Origin of the sequence: Aeromonas sp. FDAARGOS 1414, from assembly GCF_019047065.1 — a bacterium.
GTDB lineage: Bacteria > Pseudomonadota > Gammaproteobacteria > Enterobacterales > Aeromonadaceae > Aeromonas > Aeromonas veronii_A.
Map to the genome: position 1 here is coordinate 189,177 of NZ_CP077210.1, position 20,502 is coordinate 209,678.

At 60.1% G+C, this 20,502-nt stretch carries 17 protein-coding genes; 5 read left to right on the plus strand and 12 right to left on the minus strand.

What is annotated here, in order from left to right:
* Nucleotides 1-68 precede the first annotated feature (68 nt).
* Genes I6L44_RS00910 through I6L44_RS00920 form a run of 3 tightly spaced genes read right to left on the minus strand, consistent with a single transcriptional unit; the run spans nucleotide 69 to nucleotide 4,367 of the window.
* The gene (locus I6L44_RS00910; protein WP_005335204.1) at nucleotides 69-863 is read right to left on the minus strand and encodes a phosphoadenylyl-sulfate reductase; all 795 of its coding nucleotides are present in this window, start codon (nucleotides 861-863) and stop codon (nucleotides 69-71) included.
* Entirely contained in the window at nucleotides 853-2,577 is a 1,725-nt protein-coding gene (gene cysI / locus I6L44_RS00915; protein WP_216953008.1) for an assimilatory sulfite reductase (NADPH) hemoprotein subunit, read from the minus strand. The genes I6L44_RS00910 and cysI overlap by 11 nt, the downstream gene beginning before the upstream one ends.
* Entirely contained in the window at nucleotides 2,577-4,367 is a 1,791-nt protein-coding gene (locus I6L44_RS00920) for an assimilatory sulfite reductase (NADPH) flavoprotein subunit (protein WP_216953009.1), read from the minus strand. Before I6L44_RS00920 ends, cysI begins: the two co-directional genes overlap by 1 nt.
* A gap of 189 nt (nucleotides 4,368-4,556) precedes the next feature.
* Here I6L44_RS00920 and I6L44_RS00925 point away from each other — a divergent pair, with 189 nt between their 5' ends.
* Nucleotides 4,557-5,360, plus strand: coding sequence for a PhzF family phenazine biosynthesis protein (locus I6L44_RS00925; protein WP_216953010.1), 804 nt, complete (start codon nucleotides 4,557-4,559; stop codon nucleotides 5,358-5,360).
* A gap of 133 nt (nucleotides 5,361-5,493) precedes the next feature.
* On the opposite strand, the gene lysS is transcribed toward I6L44_RS00925, so the two are convergent.
* The gene (gene lysS / locus I6L44_RS00930) at nucleotides 5,494-6,972 is read right to left on the minus strand and encodes a lysine--tRNA ligase (protein WP_227274387.1); all 1,479 of its coding nucleotides are present in this window, start codon (nucleotides 6,970-6,972) and stop codon (nucleotides 5,494-5,496) included.
* A 73-nt stretch (nucleotides 6,973-7,045) separates the two neighbouring features.
* A protein-coding gene (gene prfB, locus I6L44_RS00935; protein WP_100645262.1) for a peptide chain release factor 2 occupies nucleotides 7,046-8,144 on the minus strand; the annotation gives its coding sequence in 2 pieces (ribosomal slippage) (nucleotides 7,046-8,068 and nucleotides 8,070-8,144; 1,098 coding nt in all).
* A gap of 256 nt (nucleotides 8,145-8,400) precedes the next feature.
* On the opposite strand from prfB, the gene I6L44_RS00940 reads away from it, so the two are divergent.
* Nucleotides 8,401-10,272, plus strand: coding sequence for a methyl-accepting chemotaxis protein (locus I6L44_RS00940; protein WP_201946356.1), 1,872 nt, complete (start codon nucleotides 8,401-8,403; stop codon nucleotides 10,270-10,272).
* Between the two features lie 231 nt (nucleotides 10,273-10,503).
* Here the strand turns inward: I6L44_RS00940 and gltS are convergent, their stop codons facing one another.
* Nucleotides 10,504-11,703 carry a sodium/glutamate symporter gene (gene gltS, locus I6L44_RS00945; RefSeq protein ID WP_108614086.1) on the minus strand — a complete coding sequence of 400 codons (1,200 nt, stop codon included), beginning with the start codon at nucleotides 11,701-11,703 and terminating at the stop codon, nucleotides 10,504-10,506.
* A 446-nt stretch (nucleotides 11,704-12,149) separates the two neighbouring features.
* Here gltS and ansA point away from each other — a divergent pair, with 446 nt between their 5' ends.
* On the plus strand, nucleotides 12,150-13,157 hold the full coding sequence (gene ansA, locus I6L44_RS00950) for an asparaginase (RefSeq protein ID WP_042054747.1): 1,008 nt from the start codon (nucleotides 12,150-12,152) through the stop codon (nucleotides 13,155-13,157).
* 376 nt (nucleotides 13,158-13,533) lie between these two features.
* Here the strand turns inward: ansA and I6L44_RS00955 are convergent, their stop codons facing one another.
* Complete coding sequence (locus I6L44_RS00955; RefSeq protein ID WP_043822177.1) at nucleotides 13,534-13,827, minus strand: YeaC family protein; 294 nt, start codon at nucleotides 13,825-13,827, stop codon at nucleotides 13,534-13,536.
* Nucleotides 13,828-13,914: 87 nt separating this feature from the next.
* Nucleotides 13,915-15,348, minus strand: a complete 1,434-nt coding sequence (locus I6L44_RS00960; RefSeq protein WP_005335193.1) for a glyceraldehyde-3-phosphate dehydrogenase — start codon at nucleotides 15,346-15,348, stop codon at nucleotides 13,915-13,917.
* A 211-nt stretch (nucleotides 15,349-15,559) separates the two neighbouring features.
* On the opposite strand from I6L44_RS00960, the gene I6L44_RS00965 reads away from it, so the two are divergent.
* Together I6L44_RS00965 and I6L44_RS00970 are read left to right on the plus strand one after the other, a co-directional pair.
* The gene (locus tag I6L44_RS00965; protein WP_216953011.1) at nucleotides 15,560-16,360 is read left to right on the plus strand and encodes a DUF2989 domain-containing protein; all 801 of its coding nucleotides are present in this window, start codon (nucleotides 15,560-15,562) and stop codon (nucleotides 16,358-16,360) included.
* A gap of 7 nt (nucleotides 16,361-16,367) precedes the next feature.
* Entirely contained in the window at nucleotides 16,368-16,928 is a 561-nt protein-coding gene (locus tag I6L44_RS00970; protein WP_216953012.1) for an NUDIX hydrolase, read from the plus strand.
* A gap of 106 nt (nucleotides 16,929-17,034) precedes the next feature.
* Here the strand turns inward: I6L44_RS00970 and lipA are convergent, their stop codons facing one another.
* The 4 genes from lipA to I6L44_RS00990 all read right to left on the minus strand — a co-directional run bounded on the left by lipA (nucleotide 17,035) and on the right by I6L44_RS00990 (nucleotide 20,489).
* Complete coding sequence (lipA, locus tag I6L44_RS00975) at nucleotides 17,035-18,000, minus strand: lipoyl synthase (RefSeq protein ID WP_139740976.1); 966 nt, start codon at nucleotides 17,998-18,000, stop codon at nucleotides 17,035-17,037.
* Nucleotides 17,997-18,674: a lipoyl(octanoyl) transferase LipB gene (gene lipB, locus I6L44_RS00980; RefSeq protein ID WP_216953013.1), complete on the minus strand. Its 678-nt coding sequence runs from the start codon at nucleotides 18,672-18,674 to the stop codon at nucleotides 17,997-17,999. Before lipB ends, lipA begins: the two co-directional genes overlap by 4 nt.
* 62 nt (nucleotides 18,675-18,736) lie before the next feature.
* Nucleotides 18,737-19,000 carry a DUF493 family protein YbeD gene (gene ybeD, locus I6L44_RS00985; protein WP_005348100.1) on the minus strand — a complete coding sequence of 88 codons (264 nt, stop codon included), beginning with the start codon at nucleotides 18,998-19,000 and terminating at the stop codon, nucleotides 18,737-18,739.
* A 292-nt stretch (nucleotides 19,001-19,292) separates the two neighbouring features.
* Nucleotides 19,293-20,489 (minus strand): D-alanyl-D-alanine carboxypeptidase family protein, encoded by a 1,197-nt coding sequence (locus I6L44_RS00990; protein ID WP_216953014.1) that lies wholly within the window; start codon nucleotides 20,487-20,489, stop codon nucleotides 19,293-19,295.
* Between the last annotated feature and the right edge of the window lie 13 nt (nucleotides 20,490-20,502).

Genomic DNA, 20,502 nt, shown 5'->3' on the forward strand with positions numbered 1-20,502 from the left:
CGCAAATTAAAACGCCCGGCTGTTGCCGGGCGTTTTTTTATGAAAGCCGTGCGGGTGGACAGCCTGGCTCAGATGCCTGAGCCGTCGTTCTCGCCATTTTCCTCGTGCAAACCGCACTCGCGCTTGAGGCCGAAGAAGCGGGTCTGCTCCTCGCTCATGCCGGGCTCCCACTTGGCGGTGGTGTGGACATCGCCCACCGAGAGATAACCCTGCTCCCACAGCGGGTGGTAGGGGAGGTCGAACTCCTTGAAGTAGTAGAAGACATCCTTGTTGCTCCAGTCGATCACCGGTAGGAACTTGAAGCGGCCGCGCTGGATGCCCAGCACCGGCAGCTTGCCACGGCTGCCGGACTGCTCCCGGCGCAGGCCGGAGAACCAGGTCTGGGCCCCCAGTTCACGCAGGGCGCGGTCCATCGGCTCCACCTTGTTGAGCTGGTTGTAGCGGGTGATCCCCTCCACCCCCTGCTCCCACAGGAGACCGAAGCGCGCCTCCTGCCAGGCAGGGCTGAGCTCGGCCCGGTAGATCTTCAAGTTGAGCGCGAGGCGCTCGGTCAACTCGTCGATGAAACGGTAGGTCTCCGGGAACAGATAACCGGTATCGGTCAGCACTACCGGCACGTCGGCCCGCTCGCGGCTTACCAGATGGAGCATCAGCGCCGCCTGAATGCCGAAGCTGGATGAGAGCACATGCTCCCCCGGCAGATTGGCCAGGGCCCAGCGCACGCGCTCGGGGGCGCTCATGGTATCCAGCTCCCGGTTGAGGGGCGCCAGTGCCTCGACTTGCTCCTCACGGCCGAGGGCTAGCAGCGCCTGCAGGTCAAGGCGGCCATCTTCAGTGACATTAAGCGGCAGATTAAGCGGCATAGAAGTCCCTCGCAGAATCGACAACGGGGGCAATTACCCCAACCCGGATCACGAAGTCGCCGAAGCACTCATCCTGATTTCGCTCGGTGGCCCAGCGGCCGATCAACGCGTCCAGTTCGGCCAAAATCTGCTGCTCGGTGATGTTCTCGAGGTGCAGGCGCGGAATGCGGGTGCCCTCCAGGTTGCCCCCCAGATGGAGGTTGTAGCGGCCGGGCGCCTTGCCCACCAGACCTACTTCCGCCAGCATGGCGCGGCCGCAGCCGTTGGGGCAACCGGTGACCCGGAAGATGATGGCGTCATCCGCCAGCCCATGTTTGGTTAGCAAGCCCTCGATGTCGGTGACAAATGCTGGCAGCATGCGCTCCGCTTCAGCCATCGCCAGCGGGCAGGTAGGCAGTGCCACACAAGCCATGGACTGCTTGCGCTGCTCGCTTACGCCGTCATCCAGCAGGCCGTATTGGCGTGCCAGCCCTTCGATGCGGGCCTTCTCGCTGGCAGGCACCCCGGCGATGATCAGGTTCTGGTTGGCGGTCAGGCGAAAATCCCCCTGATGCACCTTGGCGATCTCCAGCATGCCGGTTTTGAGCGGCTTGCCCGGGAAGTCCAGCAGGCGGCCATTCTCGATAAACAGGGTGAGGTGGTGCTTGCCGTCGATCCCCTCGACCCAACCAAAGCGATCGCCACGGCTGGTGAACTCATAGGGGCGAACCGGCCCGAACTGGATGCCAGCGCGGCTCTCCACCTCGGCCTTGAAGGCTTCGACGCCAACCCGTTCAAGGGTGTACTTGGTCTTGGCGTTCTTGCGGTTGACCCGGTTGCCCCAGTCGCGCTGGGTGCTGACCACGGCGGCCGCCACCTCCAGTACGTGGGAGAGCGGAATAAAGCCAAAGTCGCTCGCCTTGCGCGGGTAGGTGCTGGTGTCGCCGTGGGTCATGGCGAGGCCCCCGCCCACCAGCACGTTGAAGCCAACCAGCTTGCCACCTTCGGCAATCGCCACGAAGTTGAGATCGTTGGCGTGGATATCCACGTCGTTGTGAGGCGGGATCACCACGGTCGTCTTGAATTTGCGCGGCAGGTAGTTGGACCCCAGGATCGGCTCCTCATCCTGCCCCAGTTTTTCACCGTCCAGCCAGATTTCCACGTAGGCGCGGGTCTTGGGCAGCAAGTGTTCGGATATCTTCTTGGCCCACTCGTAGGCCTCCTGATGCAGCTCGGACTCCACCGGGTTGCTGGTGCAGAGCACGTTGCGGTTCACATCGCCGGCGGTGGCGATGGAATCGATGCCGGTGCTGTTGAGGGTCTGGTGCATCAGCTTGATGTCGCGCTTCAATACCCCGTGGAACTGGAAGGTCTGACGGGTGGTCAGGCGGATGCTGCCGTAGAGGCTGTGCTCTTCGGCGAACTTGTCGATGATCTGCCACTGGGCCGGGGTGATGATCCCACCCGGCAGGCGGGCACGCAGCATGACGTTGTGCAGCGGCTCCAGCTTCTGGGCGGCGCGCTCCGGGCGGATGTCGCGGTCATCCTGCTGGTACATGCCGTGAAAGCGGATCAGCTGGAAGTTGTCGCCGTTAAAGCCGCCGGTGAGCGGGTCCTGCAGATCTTGCTCTATGGTGCCGCGCAGGAAGTTGCTCTCGCGCTTGAGGCGCTCGTTGTCGGCCAGCGGCCCTTCGACCGGTCCCGCTTTTGGGTGAGAAAGAGGTTGTTTGCTCATCAATAGACATCCCTTTGATAACGTTTGGCACGACGCAATTCGCTCAAATACTCTTCTGCTTCCTCACGGCTCTTGTGGCCGTGTTCGGCAATTACATCCAGCAGGGCCTCCTGCACATCCTTGGCCATTTTGTTGGCGTCGCCACACACATAGAAGTGAGCGCCTGCTTCCAGCCACTGGTAGAGCTCAAGCCCTGCCTCGCGCAGGCGGTCCTGCACATAAATCTTGTTGGCCTGATCCCGGCTGAAGGCTAGCGAGATCTTCGACAGCAGCCCCGATTTCACATAACGCTGCCACTCCACCTGATAGAGGAAATCCTGGGTAAAGTGGGGGTTGCCGAAGAAGAGCCAGTTCTTGCCTTCCGCGCCCTGAGCTTCCCGCTCCTGCATAAAGGCGCGGAACGGGGCGATGCCGGTGCCCGGGCCCACCATGATGACGGGGGTATCTGGGTTGGCAGGCAGGCGGAAGTTGTCGTTGTGCTCGACAAACACCCGCACCTCGCCATCCTCAATCAGCCGATCCGCCAGATAGGAGGAGGCGGCGCCAGAGCGCACAGTGCCATCTTCCTGCGGGTAACGCACCACGCCGACGGTCAGGTGCACCTCCTCTTCCACTTCGCTCTGGGCGGAGGCGATGGAGTAGAGGCGCGGGGTGAGGGGTCGCAGCAGGCCAACCAGCTGCTCGGCCGTGAGCGCGGTCGGGAAGCGTTTCAGCACATCCACCACTTGGGCAGAGGCGACCAGTGCATTGACCTGGGCCTGGTCACCGGCCAAGTCTTTCAGCGCCGCGTTGTCCGATATGTCAGCGAGCCCTGTGATAAAGCCGCCGTGCAGCCGGGTCAGTTCGAAGTGACCGGTCAGTGCGGCGTGCAAGGTGCCGTGAGCCGTGGCTTCATCGCCAGAGAGGCCGGTCAGGGCCAGCACTTCGCCCACCAGTTCGGCGTCATTGTCGAACCAGACACCGAGGGCATCCCCCGGCTGATAGGTGAGGCCGGAGTCGGCCAGATTGATTTCGATATGGCGGATATCCTTGGTGGAATCCCGGCCTGTGATCTTCTGATTGACCGACAGGCGGGCAGGGAAGGGGTTCTCCTTGCTGTACTGGCTGTGGCCAACCGCCTGCTGCACCGCGCTGGCTACGCTGTTGCTGGCAGCACCGGTAGAGAGGGTCGTGGCAATGGCGTTGAGCGCTTGTTCGCCCCACGACTTGGCTGCATCCTGATAATCCACATCGAGGCTGGCGAGCTCATAAATGCGCTCGGCTCCAGCGGTGGCGAGGAAGTTGTCAAAATCTTTGCCGGTCTGGCAGAAAAATTCGTAGGAGCTGTCACCCAGCCCCAGCACCGCGAACTTGAGGCCGTCCAGCTTGCCGATCTTGCCTTTTTTAAGCTGCTCGAACAGATCGACTGCGCTCTCCGGCGGTTCACCCTCCCCGTAAGTGCTCACTACCACCAGCAGATGGCTTTCTTTCTTGAGCTGCTTGGGTTTGTAGTCGGCCATCGACGCTAGGGTGGCCGGTAGACCACGGGCTTCGGCCTGCGCCTTGATGGCAGTAGCGACGCCTTTGGCGTTGCCGGTCTGGGAGCCGTAGAGAATGGTCAGGCTGCCGCTGGGCGCAGCCACGGCGGCGCTGGCAGCAACGTTCTGGTGACCACTCTGGGAGAGGCCGTAGAGATATCCGCTCACCCAGGCCAGTTGCTGGGTATTGAGGGTCGAGAGTACCTGGCCCAGCTGACGTTGCTGCTCGTCAGAGAGGGGGGAGAGGTTGAATGGGGAATCCTTCAATTGCATCACACGCGTCTTCCATGGTCTGATTTTTGGCCAGATTAAAGGGCGTGTTGGATAACAACAAAGAATAAAAATGTCTTCTTTATTCTATTAATGCATTAAAGGGGCAGAGGTACGCCTGTTCCCGCAGCAAAAGAGGGGCGTGGTATAAAGAGCGTTAAATGAGAGCCACTTGATAACACAGGAAGTGCCATGTCGAATATCCGATTGTTTCATGTCAATGCGTTCAGTCAGCAGCCCCTTGGTGGCAATCCCGCGGTGGTCGTATTGGGAGCAGCCCTGCCTGATGCCAGCCAGTTGGCGATGGCGGCCGAGTTCAATCTCTCCGAGACGGCCTTTCTGGTGCAACTTGGCAGGGCCCATTACCAGTTACGCTGGTTCACGCCGAAAGTCGAGGTTGATCTCTGCGGTCATGGCACCTTGGCGGCTGCTCATGTGTTGTGGCAGACAGGAGCGGTCGCTGCACACGAGACTATCCGCTTCGAGACCCGTAGTGGTGAGCTGCTGGCCCGGCGCGAAGGGGAGTGGATTTGGCTCGATTTTCCACGTATCGCGTTGACGCCACTGACGCTGGATCCCGCCTATGCTGCCGCGCTTGGTTGCCAGCCACGACAGACCTTGGCGGTCGGGGCCAAGTTCTTGCTGGAGCTGGCAAGTGAAGAGGAGATCCGCGCTATTTCGCCTGATTTCCATGCCCTGCGCGCCCTGCCGGGACGGGGGGTGATAGTGACGGCGCCCTCAAACGACTCGAACCATGACTTTGTCTCCCGATATTTCGCCCCTTGGGTGGGCGTCGATGAGGATCCGGTTACTGGTTCCAACCACTGCGCTCTGGTGTCCTTTTGGGCTGAACGGTTTGGTAAACGGCAACTGCGGGCCCGTCAGATTTCGGCCCGTGGTGGTGAGTTGCGGCTTGAACTGCAGGAGGATCGGGTACTGATTGCCGGTCAGGCCGTCACATTGTGGCAGGGGGAGTGGCTGCTGCCACCGGCCTGACAAGTGGCAAGTCGGCGGCGTATTAAAGGTTCGCCACTGGTTTGTGTCCGCCATAAAAAACGCCCCGTGGTTGCGGGGCGTTTTGACTGTCATGGACGGCAGCTGTGCTGCTGTGGCCCTGTTTCTGCGGCTCTTACTTTTGCGGACGCAGGGCCGGGAACAGAATGACGTCGCGGATGGTGTGGCTGTTGGTGAACAGCATGACCAGACGGTCGATACCGATACCCTGACCGGCAGTCGGCGGCAGGCCGTGTTCCAGTGCGGTGACGAAGTCGGCGTCGTAGAACATGGCTTCGTCGTCGCCTGCTTCTTTCTGATCAACCTGATCCTGGAAGCGCTTGGCCTGATCTTCTGCATCGTTCAGCTCGGAGAAGCCGTTGGCCAGCTCGCGGCCACCGATGAAGAACTCGAAGCGGTCGGTTACGTCCGGGTTCACGTCGTTGCGGCGGGCCAGCGGAGAAACGGCAGCCGGGTACTCGGTGATGAAGGTCGGTTGCAGCAGCATGTGCTCCACGGTCTCTTCGAAGATCGCGGTGATCACGTGGCCCAGTTCCCATCCCTTCATCAGATCGATGTGCAGACGCTTGGCAACGGCCTTGGCGCTCTCGAGGGTAGCCAGATCGTCCAGGGTTACATCCGGGTTGAACTTCAGGATGGACTCGACCATGGTGAGGCGCTGGAACGGCTGACCGAAATCGATGGTCAGACCCTCTTCGCCCTCTTTGGCGTAACGGATCTTGGTGTCGCCCAGAATGTCCTGCGCCAGGGTACGCAGCAGCTCTTCGGTCAGGTCCATCAGATCGATGTAGTCGGCGTAGGCCATGTAGAACTCGATCATGGTGAACTCGGGGTTGTGACGAACCGAGATACCTTCGTTACGGAAGTTGCGGTTGATCTCGTAGACACGCTCGAAACCACCGACCACCAGACGCTTCAGGTAGAGCTCCGGAGCGATACGCAGGTACATGTCGATGTCCAGCGCATTGTGGTGAGTGACGAACGGACGCGCGGAGGCACCACCCGGGATGACTTGCATCATCGGGGTTTCCACTTCCATGAAGCGCTTTTCATTGAAGAATTTACGGATACCGGCAACCACCTGGGTGCGGATCATGAAGGTCTTGCGGGACTCTTCGTTGGCGATCAGATCCAGGTAGCGCTGGCGGCAGCGAGCTTCCTGGTCGGTCAGGCCTTTGTGCTTCTCGGGCAGCGGACGCAGCGCCTTGGTCAGCAGGCGGATATCGGAAACGTGAACGGAGAGCTCACCGGTCTGGGTCTTGAACAGGGTACCTTCGACACCCACGATGTCGCCCAGATCCCACTTCTTGAACTGCTCGTTGTAGAAACCTTCCGGCAGGTCGTCACGGGTGACGTAGACCTGGATCTTGCCGGCCATGTCCTGCAGGGTGGCGAAAGAAGCCTTGCCCATGATCCGGCGGGTCATGATGCGACCGGCAATCTTCACCCGTTTACCCAGGCTCGTCAGCTCCTCGGCGCTTTTGTCGTCGAACTCTGCGTGCAGATCGCCAGAGAGGCTGTCGCGACGGAAGTCGTTGGGGAAAGGATTACCCTGGGCGCGCAGGGCGGCCAGCTTGGAACGACGCTCGGTCATCTCGTTGTTGAGTTCGAGAGTTTGGTCGACTTCCGGAGTGATGGTTTGTTCAGACATGGTGATTCCTGCTTGTTTACAGACCTGATTTCAGGCTGGCTTCGATAAACTTGTCCAAGTCACCGTCGAGCACCGATTGGGTATTACGGGTTTCGACGCCGGTGCGCAGATCCTTGATACGGGAGTCATCCAGCACATAGGAACGGATCTGGCTGCCCCAACCGATATCAGACTTGGTCTCTTCCAGGGCTTGTTTCTCAGCGTTCTGCTTCTGAATTTCCAGCTCGTAGAGCTTGGCTTTCAGCTGCTTCATACACTGGTCTTTGTTTTTGTGCTGGGAACGGTCGTTCTGGCACTGTACCACGACACCGGTCGGAACGTGGGTAATACGTACCGCGGATTCGGTTCGGTTAACGTGCTGACCACCGGCACCGGAGGCACGGTAGACGTCGATCCGCAGATCCGCCGGGTTGATCTCGATATCGATATCGTCGTCGATCTCGGGGTAGACGAACACAGAACAGAAGGAGGTGTGACGGCGGCCACCGGAATCGAACGGAGACTTGCGAACCAGACGGTGTACGCCGGTTTCGGTACGCAGCCAGCCGAATGCATATTCGCCGGTGAACTTGATGGTGGCGGATTTGATACCAGCCACGTCGCCTTCGGAGCATTCAATCAGCTCGGGCTTGTAGCCGTGGGCATCGCCCCAGCGCAGGTACATGCGCAGCACCATGTTGGCCCAATCCTGCGCTTCGGTACCACCGGAGCCGGATTGAATATCGATATAGCAGTCGGAGCCGTCGTGCTGGCCGGAGAACATGCGGCGGAACTCGAGGTCCACCAGCTTGGCTTCCAGTTGCTCGGATTCGGCGATAGCTTCGTTGAAGGTCTCTTCGTCTTCTCCTTCCACGGCCAGGCTCACCAGCATCTCGACGTCATCCACGCCCTGGGTCAGGGTGTCGATGGTGCCGACCACGTTTTCCAGCGCGACGCGCTCTTTGCCCAGCGCCTGTGCGCGCTCGGGTTCATTCCATACGTCCGGCTGTTCCAGCTCGGCGTTGACCTCTTCTAGACGCTCTTTCTTGGCGTCATAGTCAAAGGTACCCCCTAAGAAGCTCGGTCCGCTCAGACAGCTCCTTAAGTTTATTTAATACGGGATTAACTTCGAACATCGTGAAAACTCTCAGGGTCGATGTGATTTAAAAACGGGATATTCTAGCCAATTGTGGAAGGAATAAACAGGGTTGCCTTGGCTTGTGCGGCTCATGCCGTCAATTTCTGGTGCACTTTTCTCCACCTCGGTAGAAAATATCGCCCGCCGACCCATTTTCAGGTTCAGTTTTGGCCATTCGGGTCGCTAATGACTACGTGTAGTGTTGTGCAATTTAGGGAAAAACCCGCTCCTCACCTCAATAAGAAGAACACATGATGAAAAACCTGTCACTCAAGCAGAAGATACTGTTGTCAGTGGTGATCGCCCTTTCGCTGGTGATCTCGTTGCTCTCCTGGCAGAGCTATAGCAGCCAGAAGAGTCTGTTGCTGCAAGGCAGCCAGGAGCAGTTGCAGCGGTTGGGCACCCAGCAGGCCGAGCGTGTCAGCGACTGGCTCGCCGCCCGTCGCGACGTCATTCAGGCGCTTGGCAACAAGGCCGGTGTCGACCCCCTCAATGCCTTGCAACAGGCACAAGTTTCCGGCCGTTTCCAGCTCACCTATTTCGGTGAGAGCAGCGGCAAGATGAATGACTCCGATCCCTCCATCAACCGCGATGGCTACGACCCGCGCTCCCGTGGCTGGTATCAGGAAGCAATGGGCAAGGGCGGCCTGATTGTCACCAAGCCCTATCTCGACGTGGCTTACAACATCATGGTGGTGACCCTGGCCCAGCCGGTTTCTGGCGGGGTAGTCGGTGGTGACCTCTCCATCGCCTCGCTGGTGGAGGACGTCACCAAGATGAAGCTGCCGGCCGATGGTTTTGCCATCATGATGCACAAAGACGGCACCATCATCGCCTACAAGGATGCCGCCAAGGCGATGAAACCGGCCACCGAGATCGACAACGATCTGACCAATGCGCTGATCGAGCAGAGCAAGGCCAGCAACGGTCTGGTGGCGGCCTACTTCGACAACGAAGGACGTGACAAGCTGCTGTGGGCGGTCGATATCCCCGACACCGACTGGGAACTCGTGTTGGTGCTGGACAAGGCCGCGCTGGAAGCGCCGCTCTCCTCCCTGCTGATGACCCAGCTGGGCATGGCGCTGCTGGTGCTGGTGGGCAGTATCCTCGCTATCTCCTGGCTGGTCAGCATGCTGCTGGGCCCGCTCAGCAAGGTCTCCCAGGCACTGGCACGCATTGCCGATGGTAACGGCGATCTGACCCAGCGCATCAAGATCGATGCCAACGATGAAGTGGGTCAGCTGGCGAACAGCTTCAACCGCTTCGTCGGCAGCCAGCACCAGCTGATCGGTAATATCCGCCAGCTGGCCAACGAGCTGAACGCCGATGCCGAGCGCAGTCTGGTGACCAACCAGGCCGCGGTGGACGAGCTGCAGCGTCAGCAGCAGGAGGTGACCATGGTCGCCACTGCGGTCACCGAGATGGCGAGCGCCACCATGGAGATCGCCGGCAACGCCGAGAACACCGCCGCCGCTGCCCAGCAATCTGCCCAGAGCAGTGAGCAGGGCAAGATGCTGGTGAACAAGACCCGCCAGTCCATCAATGGTCTGGCTGAAGAGGTGGGGCAGGCGACCGAGGTGATCGGCGAGCTGAGCCGTCACGCGCAGGCCATCACCAGCATCCTCTCCACCATTCAGGGGATTGCCGAGCAGACCAACCTGCTGGCGTTGAACGCGGCCATTGAAGCGGCCCGCGCCGGTGAGCAGGGTCGTGGTTTTGCGGTGGTGGCTGACGAGGTGCGGGTACTGTCTCGCCGTACTCAGGACTCCACCCAGCAGATCCAGTCCACCATCGAGACCCTGCAACAGACCACCGCCCGCGCGGTGAGCCTGATGCAGACCAGTCAGGGGCTGGCGGACAACAGCGTGCAGGATGCGGATCAGGCGGTGCGCGCACTGGAAGAGATCACCAGTGCCATCTCCCTCATCTCCGACATGGCGGGCCAGATCGCCACTGCCGCTGAGGAGCAGACCCAGGTGACCGGCGAGATCACCCAGAACACCACCGCCATCAAGGATGTGAGTGACGAGATCACCGCCGCCGCCATGCGCGATCTGGATCAGGCCCAGAGTCTCAAGGGACGGGCAGCTGACCTTAACCAGCAGGTGTCGACCTTTATCCTGTAAGGTGCAACTCTCGGCCTGTTCCGGCTGAGATAAAAAAGCCCCGCCCTCTGTCGAGTGCGGGGCTTTTTGTTGTTCGGGGAAGTGCGGGATATAGGGATTCCGGGTTGCTCGCGGGTCACCCTGGTGGCGGATACGAGCCCCGGCTCTGCCTGCGTCACCTGGCGAGTCGATAACAAACAAAGAGCCCACCGAAAGGTGGGCTCTGATCATATACGTCTGACGGAAAGGGAATTACAGGAATGGCATCGCCATAAACAGCTTGATCACCATGGCGTTGATGATGTCGATAAAGAAGGCGCCCACCATGGGCACCACCAGAAACGCCAGGTGGGAGGGTCCGAAGCGCTGGGTGATGGCCTGCATGTTGGCGATGGCGGTCGGGGTGGCCCCGAGGCCAAAGCCGCAGTGACCTGCCGCCAGCACGGCTGCATCATAGTTGCTGCCCATGACCCGGAAGGTGACGAAGATGGCGTAGAGCGCCATTGCCACGGTCTGGGCGGCCAGCAGAATGAAGATGGGCAGGGCCAGGCTGGCCAGATCCCACAATTTCAGGCTCATCAGTGCCATGGCGAGGAACAGCGACAGGCTGACGTTGCCCAGCAGGGAGACCTCGCGATCGCTCACCTCATGCCAGTTCAGCAGGGTCAGGACGTTGCGCAGCAGCACGCCGACAAACAGCACGCAGACAAAGATCGGCAGCTCGAAGGCGCCCCCTTTGAGAGAGGCCGAGAGCAGCTCGCCACCCTTGAGGCTGATGGCTATCAATGCCAGCGTTTCGATAACGCTGAAAGTGGTGAGGGGGCGCTCCATATCTGGCATTTCGAAGCCCTGGGGGGCCTCATCCTGATTGTGCTCCTCACCGGGCACCTGCACTTTCTTCACCAGATAGCGAGCCACCGGGCCGCCGATCAGGCCGCCCAGCACCAGACCGAAGGTGGCGCAGGCGATGGCGAGTTCGGCAGCGGATTGCACGCCGTATTTCTCGGAGAAGGTGGCACTCCAGGCCGCCCCGGTGCCGTGGCCGCCGGAGAGAGTGATGGAGCCGGCCAGCAGCCCCATATGGGGATCCAGACCGAGCAGGGTCGCCAGACCGACACCCAGACTGTTCTGCACCAGCAGCAGGCCGGTGACCACCATCAGGAAGGTAACCACCGCCTTGCCGCCGCGTTTCAGGCTGGCGAGATCGGCGGAGAGACCGATGGAGGCGAAGAAGGCCAGCATCAGCGGGGTTTGCAGGCTGGTATCAAATTGCAGCTCCATCTGCAGGGTGGAGCGCAGCAGCAGCAGTACCAGCGCGACCACCAGGCCGCCGGCTACCGGTTTGGGGATGTTGAAGGTACGCAGCAGCCCGACTCGGGTAACCAACACCCGGCCAAGCAGCAATACCAGAGTGGCAGCGACCAGCGTTGCGTAGGAATCAAGTTGTAACATTCAGTACTCCCATGTTGATTGGCTGTGTCTTTCATAGCAAAAGACTTACAGATTCAGCCGGGATGAAAACAGTGTGGCTCATGCGCCAACAAAGAAGGGGAAACATCTCCCCGCCCCAGGAAAGATGGGGCTTGTGCGGGCCTGAAATGCTCAGGCATCCAGATGAGATTTTAGTAAAATCCGGCGGATTGTAGCAAAAAGCATCGTTTAATTCCATCTTTGTCGTATTAATGCTCGTTTTAGTGGTTTATTGTGACATTTAGCACTATGTAGGTAGAGGGCAGAAAAGCCGAAAAGGGTGCATGGAACGGCTGTCATTTGGGGCGCCAGTCTCTATAATTCGCCGGTTTCCGCTGCACGCAGAGGCGCTGGCGGGCGTTGACATTGTGGTTCACCCCGACATGGTTCATGTTCCGGCGGTGTTCACTTCATCAAGAGGAGAGGGTGTGAAGAAGTCTATCTACATTGCCTACACAGGCGGCACCATTGGGATGCAGCGTTCCGATCACGGCTACGTGCCGATGGCGGGCTTTATGGAAGACTGTCTGGCGCGGATGCCCGAGTTCCACCGCCCCGAGATGCCGGATTACCATATCCACGAATATGCGCCCCTCATCGACTCCTCCGACATGACCCCGGCGGATTGGCAGCGCATCGCCGAGGATATTCGCGACAACTACGAGAAATACGATGGTTTCGTGATCCTGCACGGCACCGACACCATGTCGTTCACCGCCTCGGCGCTCTCCTTCATGCTGGAAGATCTGCACAAGCCGGTCATCATCACCGGCTCCCAGATCCCGTTGGCCGAGTTGCGCTCCGACGGTCAGCAGAATCTGCTCAACGCCCTCTATATCGCGGCCAACTACCCGATCCACGAGGTGACGCTGTTCTTCAACAACCAGCTCTATCGCGGCAACCGCAGCAAGAAGGTGCATGCAGACGGCTTCCACGCCTTCGACTCCCCCAACTATCCGCCGCTGCTCAATGCCGGGATCGCCATCTCGCTGGAGGCGGGCGAGCTGGGCGTGCCCTCCGCGCGGCCGCTGGTGCTGCACGACATCACCCCCCAGCCCATCGGCGTGGTGACCCTCTATCCGGGGATCTCCAGCGAGGTGATCGCCAACATCCTGCAACAGCCGGTGAAGGCGCTGATCCTGCTGTCGTTCGGGGTCGGCAATGCGCCGCAAAACCCGGCCATGCTGGCGCTGCTCTCCGAGGCTTCGGCCCGCGGCGTCATCATCGTCAACCTGAGCCAGTGCCTGCACGGCAAGGTCAATATGGGGGGCTATGCCACCGGCAACGCCCTGTCGCGGGCCGGGGTGATCTCGGGCTTTGATATGACCGCCGAAGCGGCGCTCACCAAGCTGCACTTCCTGCTGAGCCAGGACTTGCCCTCCCACCGCATTCGCGAGTTGATGCAACAATCCCTGCGTGGTGAGCTTACCCCCTGAGAAACTGTCCATGACCTTACTGCGAAGCCGTGATCAAGGCTCATGTGCTGCTCGGAATCCTCATGTATGCGTATACACTCCGGTTCCTGCGCTGCTCTTCACCTTGCTGACGCCTTCTCGCGACAGGTCGTGAACAGCTTCTGACCTCCCTACCATGGGGGAGAGGGGATAGATCGAGGTGGCGAGGTTTGCCATGAAGATCGCCGGCAGGTGGCCCGTTCACTGTTCGCAGGTGCGAGCCTGCTCCCTTCTCCCCCTGGCGGGAGAAGGGCTGGGGATGAGGGGGATGAGTCATCCTGCATAGATAGGAAAAGAGGGGAGCCATCATGGCTCCCCTCTCTGTTGTGGCCGCCGCGAGCGGCCTGCCGGGTCAGGTTCAGTGGTTGAGGTCGACCCGCACTATCTCTTCCTCGTCGCGATACTGACGCTTGAGCTCGCTCTTGCTCTTCATCACGATCTCGCCGTCACGACCTATGTTCATGTGCTCGGGATTGTCGATGTGCATCGCCTGCCAGGCCATCACGGCTTGCAGGGAGGTGGCCTTCTGCTCGTCGGTGAGGGGCTTGCCATCGGGCCACTTGCCCAGCTCGACTGCGGTCTTGAGCCGCTCGTACACCTCTGCGGGCATCTGCCTGATTGCTTGCAAAAACTCACCCTGTTGAAACGACATTCGACCTCTCCTTGAACTATTGAGCCATAAACTGCGGGGTCAGCCCGGCAGATCCTGGCGGGCTGTGCAGGTAAACCCTATCGGGGTCTATGCAGGTAGATCCTGGCGGACTACGCCAGCCATCTGCTCCATCACCCTCACTACCTGACAACTGTACCCGAACTCGTTGTCATACCATACGTAGAGCACGCAGTGATCCCCCTCGGCGATGGTCGCCTGGGAGTCGACGATGCCCGCATAACGGGAACCTACCATGTCGGAGGAGACCAGCTCGGTGCTGGCGCTGAAGTCGATCTGGCGATGGAGGGCCGAGCTTAGCGCCATCTGCTGCAGATAGGCGTTGAGGCTCTCCCGATCGGTGGCCTGCTCCAGCGACAGATTGATAATCGCCAGCGAGACGTTGGGGGTCGGTACCCGGATGGCGTTGCCGGTCAGCTTGCCCTTGAGCTCGGGCAGCGCCTTGGCCACCGCCTTGGCGGCGCCGGTGCTGGTCATCACCATATTGAGGGCCGCGCTGCGACCGCGGCGCTCGCCTTTGTGGTAGTTGTCGATGAGGTTCTGATCGTTGGTGTAGGAGTGGACCGTCTCCACGTGGCCGTGGCGGATGCCGAACCGCTCCTGCATTACCTTGAGCACCGGGGTGATGGCGTTGGTGGTACAGGAGGCGGCGGAGATGATCCTGTCATCCGGGCCTATCACCTCATGGTTGACCCCGAACACCACGTTCTTCATCTCCCCCTTGCCGGGGGCGGTCAGCAGCACCTTGCCAGCACCGCGCGCTTTCAGGTGCTCGGAGAGGCCAGCCTCATCGCGCCAGACCCCGGTGTTGTCGACGATCAGCGCATCGTGAATGCCGTAAGCTGTGTAGTCGATGTCAGCCGGGCTATTGGCGTAGATCACCTGAATGAAGGTGCCGTTGGCGATGATGGCGCTGCGCTCCACATCCACCTCGATGGAGCCGTTGAAGGGGCCGTGTACCGAGTCGCGGCGCAGCAGGCTGGCGCGTTTTTCCAGATCCCCGTCGCGACCACCGCGTACCACGATGGCGCGCAGGCGCAGCGGATTGGCGGCGCCGGTACGCTCGATCAGCAGGCGGGCCAGCAGGCGGCCGATACGGCCAAAGCCGTAGAGCACCACGTCGGTCGGCTGCGGCATCTGGTTGCGGCCAAGGGCCGGTGCCAGTCGCGCTTGCAGATAGTCCTCGATCCCCGCCTCATCCTGATGATCCTGCCAGTAGCCGACTGCCAGCTTGCCAAGGTCTACCTCGGCAGCGGTGGGTTTGAGGGCAACGATGGCCTGAAGCAGGGGGAAGCTTTGCTGGATGGGGAGGGGAGCGCCCTGGTGGCGGCGGACGACCCGGTGGGCCTTGAGGATATCGATGGTGGAGGCGTTTTGCAGTGGGCGGCCGTAGAGGGTGATCTCGACCCCTTGTTGTCGGTAGAGGCGACCAATCAAGGGTTGCATGGCTTCGGCGAGCTCCTGGCTCTCCTGCCACGCTTGCAAGTAGTGCTCGTGGGTCATTGACCAGATCCTTTCTTTCACGTTGTTGGTGTAAATAGAAAATTCGTCGAATGCAGATCAGTGTAGGGGTCTATATTTCGTTATATTATTCTGCAATCGCGGCCTTATATGGCGCGCGCATTGTAATGGATATGTAACCGGTTTGCTAGCCGGTGGTGGCCGACAGAGGCTTCAGTTGTTACCAACCCGCGTTACCAACAAGATGTGAATCATGGCCAATTTCCTCCTGCGACAGACCTTCATCATGCTTTCAGTCGGCCTTGCCGTAGCTGGCTGCAATGACGATCGGATCCACAATATCTGCAGCAACCATGCCGAGCTCTGTCAGGATCTGGTGGACGATGGCTGGTGTCGCTACGAGCGTACCGATGTGATCCGCAGCCGCTTCTATCTCAAGGAGGAGAGAACGGATCGGCGCAAGTACGAGCTGATGCGCAACCTTGAGCGCTATCTTAAGTGTGCCGAGCGCTCTACCAACATCGAGTATAAGAATGCCCGCGAGCAGAAGAGCCCACGGGTGGAGGGGATGCTGGCGGCTGGCGAACAGCTGGCCCAGCTCGATGTGGCCACCCGCAACTCGCAGGATCCCTACTTGCTGCTCTGGCACTGGACCAACAACACCAACGAGCTGGCCCGTCAGCAGTTTATGGCGCTGGAAGGTAACAAGGTGCTCGACGAACCGGAACTTCAGCTGGCCCTAGGCGGAGCCTACGCCAAGAGCGACCCCGAGAAAGCTATTTCCATCATGCATCACGGTCTCTCCCTCTATCGGGAAGGTGACAAGATAAACAGCCGCCTGCTCACCTCCCTCAGCACCCTCTATATGGGCCAGAAGCAGTACGGGCTGGCCTATCTGTGGGGCAAGGTGAGTGAGTCTTTTCAGGATGCGCCAGAGGTCTCTGCCAGGCGTTTTGGTATTTATCACACCCTGAGCAAAACAGATCAGGATGCCTACGACGTGCGAGCGGCTGAAATAGTCGATCAACTGAAACATGGCAGCTATCGGCACTGAGGCTCTGATGATTGCACTATCCCCGGCCAGCTGCTGGCCCGCACCTTTTTCCCTCTCGTTTGTTCATGGCGAGGTGATCACCGATGGCCATACCCTGGAACGCCTTACGGTACGTGCCGTAGTACTCCGTGGCGACGAGTTGCTGCTGGTTCACTCCCGGGTCAACGGTGATCTGATGTTTCCTGGCGGCGGCGTTGAAGCGGGGGAAAACCACCATGTGGCGCTGGCCCGCGAGCTGAAGGAGGAGTGTGGTGCCGAGTTGCTGGAAGTAGGGACCCTGCTTGGCGAGACCCGGGAATACCGCGCCGCCCGCGAGCCGGGGTTCGATGCCTACTGCATCCGCTCGCTCTACTACTTGTGCCGGATTGGTGATCAACTGGTGGAGCCACAGCCACAGCCCTACGAGATCCGCCTTGGCTTCGTGCCCGGCTGGTTTGCCCTCGACGAAGCGCTGCAGACCAACAAGACCCAGCTGGCGGGGCCCTGTCCCCAGTGGACGGCGCGAGAGACCCGGGTGCTGGCCCAGTTGCAACGCTGGCATCAGCAGGGGGTCTTCGACCACGGCTGATGAGTAGATCAAGCTGCAACGGTCAGTGACACCAACAGAAAGAGCGCCAATAGGCGCTCTTTCTCATTGCGAGGGTGGCGGTTACTGGCCGCTCTATCGTGCGAGGTTACTTGACCTCTTCGCCCTTGGCTTGCAGATCCGCGTGATAGGAGGAGCGCACGAAAGGACCGCAGGCGGCGTGGGTAAAGCCCAGCTCCATGGCGACATCTTTCAGCTCGTCAAACTCTGCTGGCGGCACGTAGCGCTTGACCGGCAGGTGGTGGCGGCTTGGCTGCAGATACTGACCCAGGGTCAGCATGTTGACGCCGTGAGCGCGTAGATCCTTGAGCACCTCGACGATCTCTTCGTTGGTCTCGCCAAGGCCCATCATCAGACCGGACTTGGTCGGTACATGGGGGTGCATCTCCTTGATACGGCGCAGCAGCTCCAGCGACCACTTGTAGTCGGCACCCGGGCGAGCGACGCGATACATGCGCGGCGCAGTTTCCAGGTTGTGGTTGAAGACGTCCGGCGGCGTTTCGCGGAACACCTCAAGGGCCTGCTCCATCCGGCCACGGAAGTCCGGGGTCAGGATCTCGATGCGGGTCTGCGGGCTGTGCTCGCGGATCTCGCGGATGCAGTCGGCGAAGTGCTGGGCACCGCCGTCGCGCAGATCGTCGCGGTCCACCGAGGTGATCACCACATACTTGAGGTTCATCTCCTTGATGGTCAGCGCCAGCTTCTTCGGTTCTTCCGGATCGAGTGCCAGCGGGCGGCCGTGGGCCACGTCGCAGAAGGGGCAGCGACGGGTGCAGATCGCGCCCATGATCATGAAGGTGGCCGTGCCGTGGTTGAAACACTCCGCCAGGTTGGGGCAGGAAGCCTCTTCACAGACCGAGTGCAGCTTGTTCTTGCGCAAGGTGCTCTTGATGTGTTCGATCTTCTGGCTGGAAGGGGGGAGTTTGATCCGCATCCAGTCCGGCTTGCGAAGGATTTCTTCGTTGGGATCCGGCATGAATTTCACCGGGATCAGGGCCATCTTGTCGCCATCGCGCAGCTTGACGCCCGGCTCCATACGAACGGGTTTGCTCATGATTCACTCTCGGTGTTTGTTATTGTCTGATAGCCAATCAGGCTGGCCAGTTCGGCCACCAGAATGGATTGCGCCTCGGCCACGCTCTGCGGGCCGCCCAGGGCGCTGGTCTGGGTCATGGCCATGCCCGCATAGCCGCACGGATTGATGTGCAGGAAGGGGGTCATGTCCATGTTGATGTTGAGGGCCAGCCCGTGGAACGAGCAACCCTTGCGGATGCGCAGTCCCAGCGAGGCCAGTTTGGCCTCCATGCCAAGGTCATTTTTCACATAGACCCCGGGGGCATCTGCCTTGGCATAGGCCTGGATATTGCTTTTGGCCAGGGTGTTGATGATGGCTGTTTCCAGCGCGGTCACCAGCTCGCGCACCGAGAATTTGCAGCGGCGGACATCCACCAGGACGTAGAGCACCAGCTGGCCCGGGCCGTGATAGGTCACCTGACCGCCGCGATCGCTCTGCACCACCGGGATATTGCCCGGATTGAGCAGGTGTTCGGCCTTGCCGGCCTGGCCCTGGGTGTAGACGGGGTCATGTTCGACCACCCAGAACTCGTCCGGGGTGTCGCTGGTGCGGTTGTCGGTGAAGGCTTTCATGGCGTCCCATACCGGCTGGTAGGGGCGGCGACCCAGCTGCCTGACTATCAGGCTGTGCTGAGCGGGGATCTGGGATGACATGGTGTCCTCGTGGCGTGCTGCGGCCAAAAACAGTCGCCCCGCAGAACGGGGCGAGAGAGAAATTACAGTACGTATTTCACCAGCTCGATCTTGCCAAGCGCAGTGTACATCGCTTCGATGTGCTCTTTGCTCTGGGCAGTCACGGTCACGCGAACCGAGTGATAGTTGCCCTTGGAGCTGGGCTGGACGGTCGGGCTGTAGGTGCCCGGAGCATGCTGCTGCAGCACTTCAACCACCATATCCGGCAACGCAGGATCCGCGATGCCGAGTACCTTGAACGGGAATTTGCAGGGAAACTCCAGCAGTTCATCAAACTTGGTATTCATTTACTCACCTTTTTCGTCATCAGCATGATGACTTCATCTTGGATGGCTAGTGGCCGATGGCCCGTGGAGGCCGCCATTTCAAGTCTGTATGGGTGCGGCTAAACCCTATATGGGCGCCGTACACTCCGGGATCAAGGCCGGGAGCGGTCAGACAAGGATGGAAGTGCTGCTTTTTACCACAAATCAGGGTAAGGCGGAACCTGCAGTTTACAGGGTTATTCACTGCCTTTGCCCGGCGCAGACAGCAGCGGCGCCTGTTGGCGCCGCTGTTCGGTGAGGATTGTGCGTCGGATTACTTGAACCAGCTGGTGACCAGCAGTACCAGGTAGTCCCACAGACGGCTCATCAAGCCACCTTCTTGCACCTCTTCCAGGGCGACCAGTGGTACCTGCTTGATCTCTTTGTCACCCTGCTTCAGGAACACGGTACCAACGCGCTGACCCTTGGCCAACGGGGCTTTCAGCTCGCTGTCGAGCTGGAAGTCTGCCTTGAGGTTGTTGCCCTGACCGCGAGTGACCAGCACGGAGACATCTTTGTCGACGCCCAGTTTCACTTCAGACTTGTCGCCCATCCAGATCTTCTGGGTGACCAGCTCGGTGCCTGCCTTGTATGGAGTCAGGCTTTGGAAGAAGCGGAAGCCGTAGGTGAGCAGTTTCTTGCTCTCGGCGGCGCGGGAGGCTTCGCTGCTGGCGCCCAGTACCACGGCGATCAGGCGCATGCCTTCGTTGTTGGTGGCAGAGGAGACCAGGTTATAGCCGACCTGGCTGACGTGGCCGGTCTTGATGCCATCCACTTGCAGGGATTGATCCCACAGCAGGCGGTTGCGGTTGTGCTGGGTGATACCGTTGAAGACGAAGGATTTCTGGGAGTAGATCTTGTACTCCTCCGGCTGATCATGGATCAGTGCCTGACCCAGGCGGGCCATATCACGGGCTGTACTGTAGTGACCCTCTTCATCCAGACCGTGGGGGTTCTTGAACTGGGTGTCCTTCATGCCGAGCTTGGCGGCCCAGGCATTCATCAGGCTGGCGAAGGAGTCGGTACTGCCGGCCAGATGTTCGGCCATGGCGACGCAGGCATCGTTGCCGGACTGGATGATGATGCCCTTGTTCAGGTCATCGACAGAGACCTGCTTGCCCACCTCGATAAACATCTTGGAGGAGTCTGAGTAGTTCTTGGACCAGGCGTTCTGGCTGATGGTCACCATGTCGGTGCCCTTGATGTTCCCCTTGTGCAGCTCGTCGCCAACGATGTAGGAGGTCATCATCTTGGTCAGGCTGGCAGGGGGCAGACGCTCGTCGGCGTTCTGCTCGGCCAGCACCTGACCGGAGTAGTAGTCGATCAGGATATGGGCCTTGGCGGAGATCTCCGGCGCGGCGGGAACCACCACTGGGTTGGCGTTCGGCGTGGGTGTCGGCACCGGCGTATTGGCCTGAGCGGTTACGCTGATCAGTGAGGCCAGAAGAACTGAACGGGCAAATTTGGACATCTTGAAATTCCTG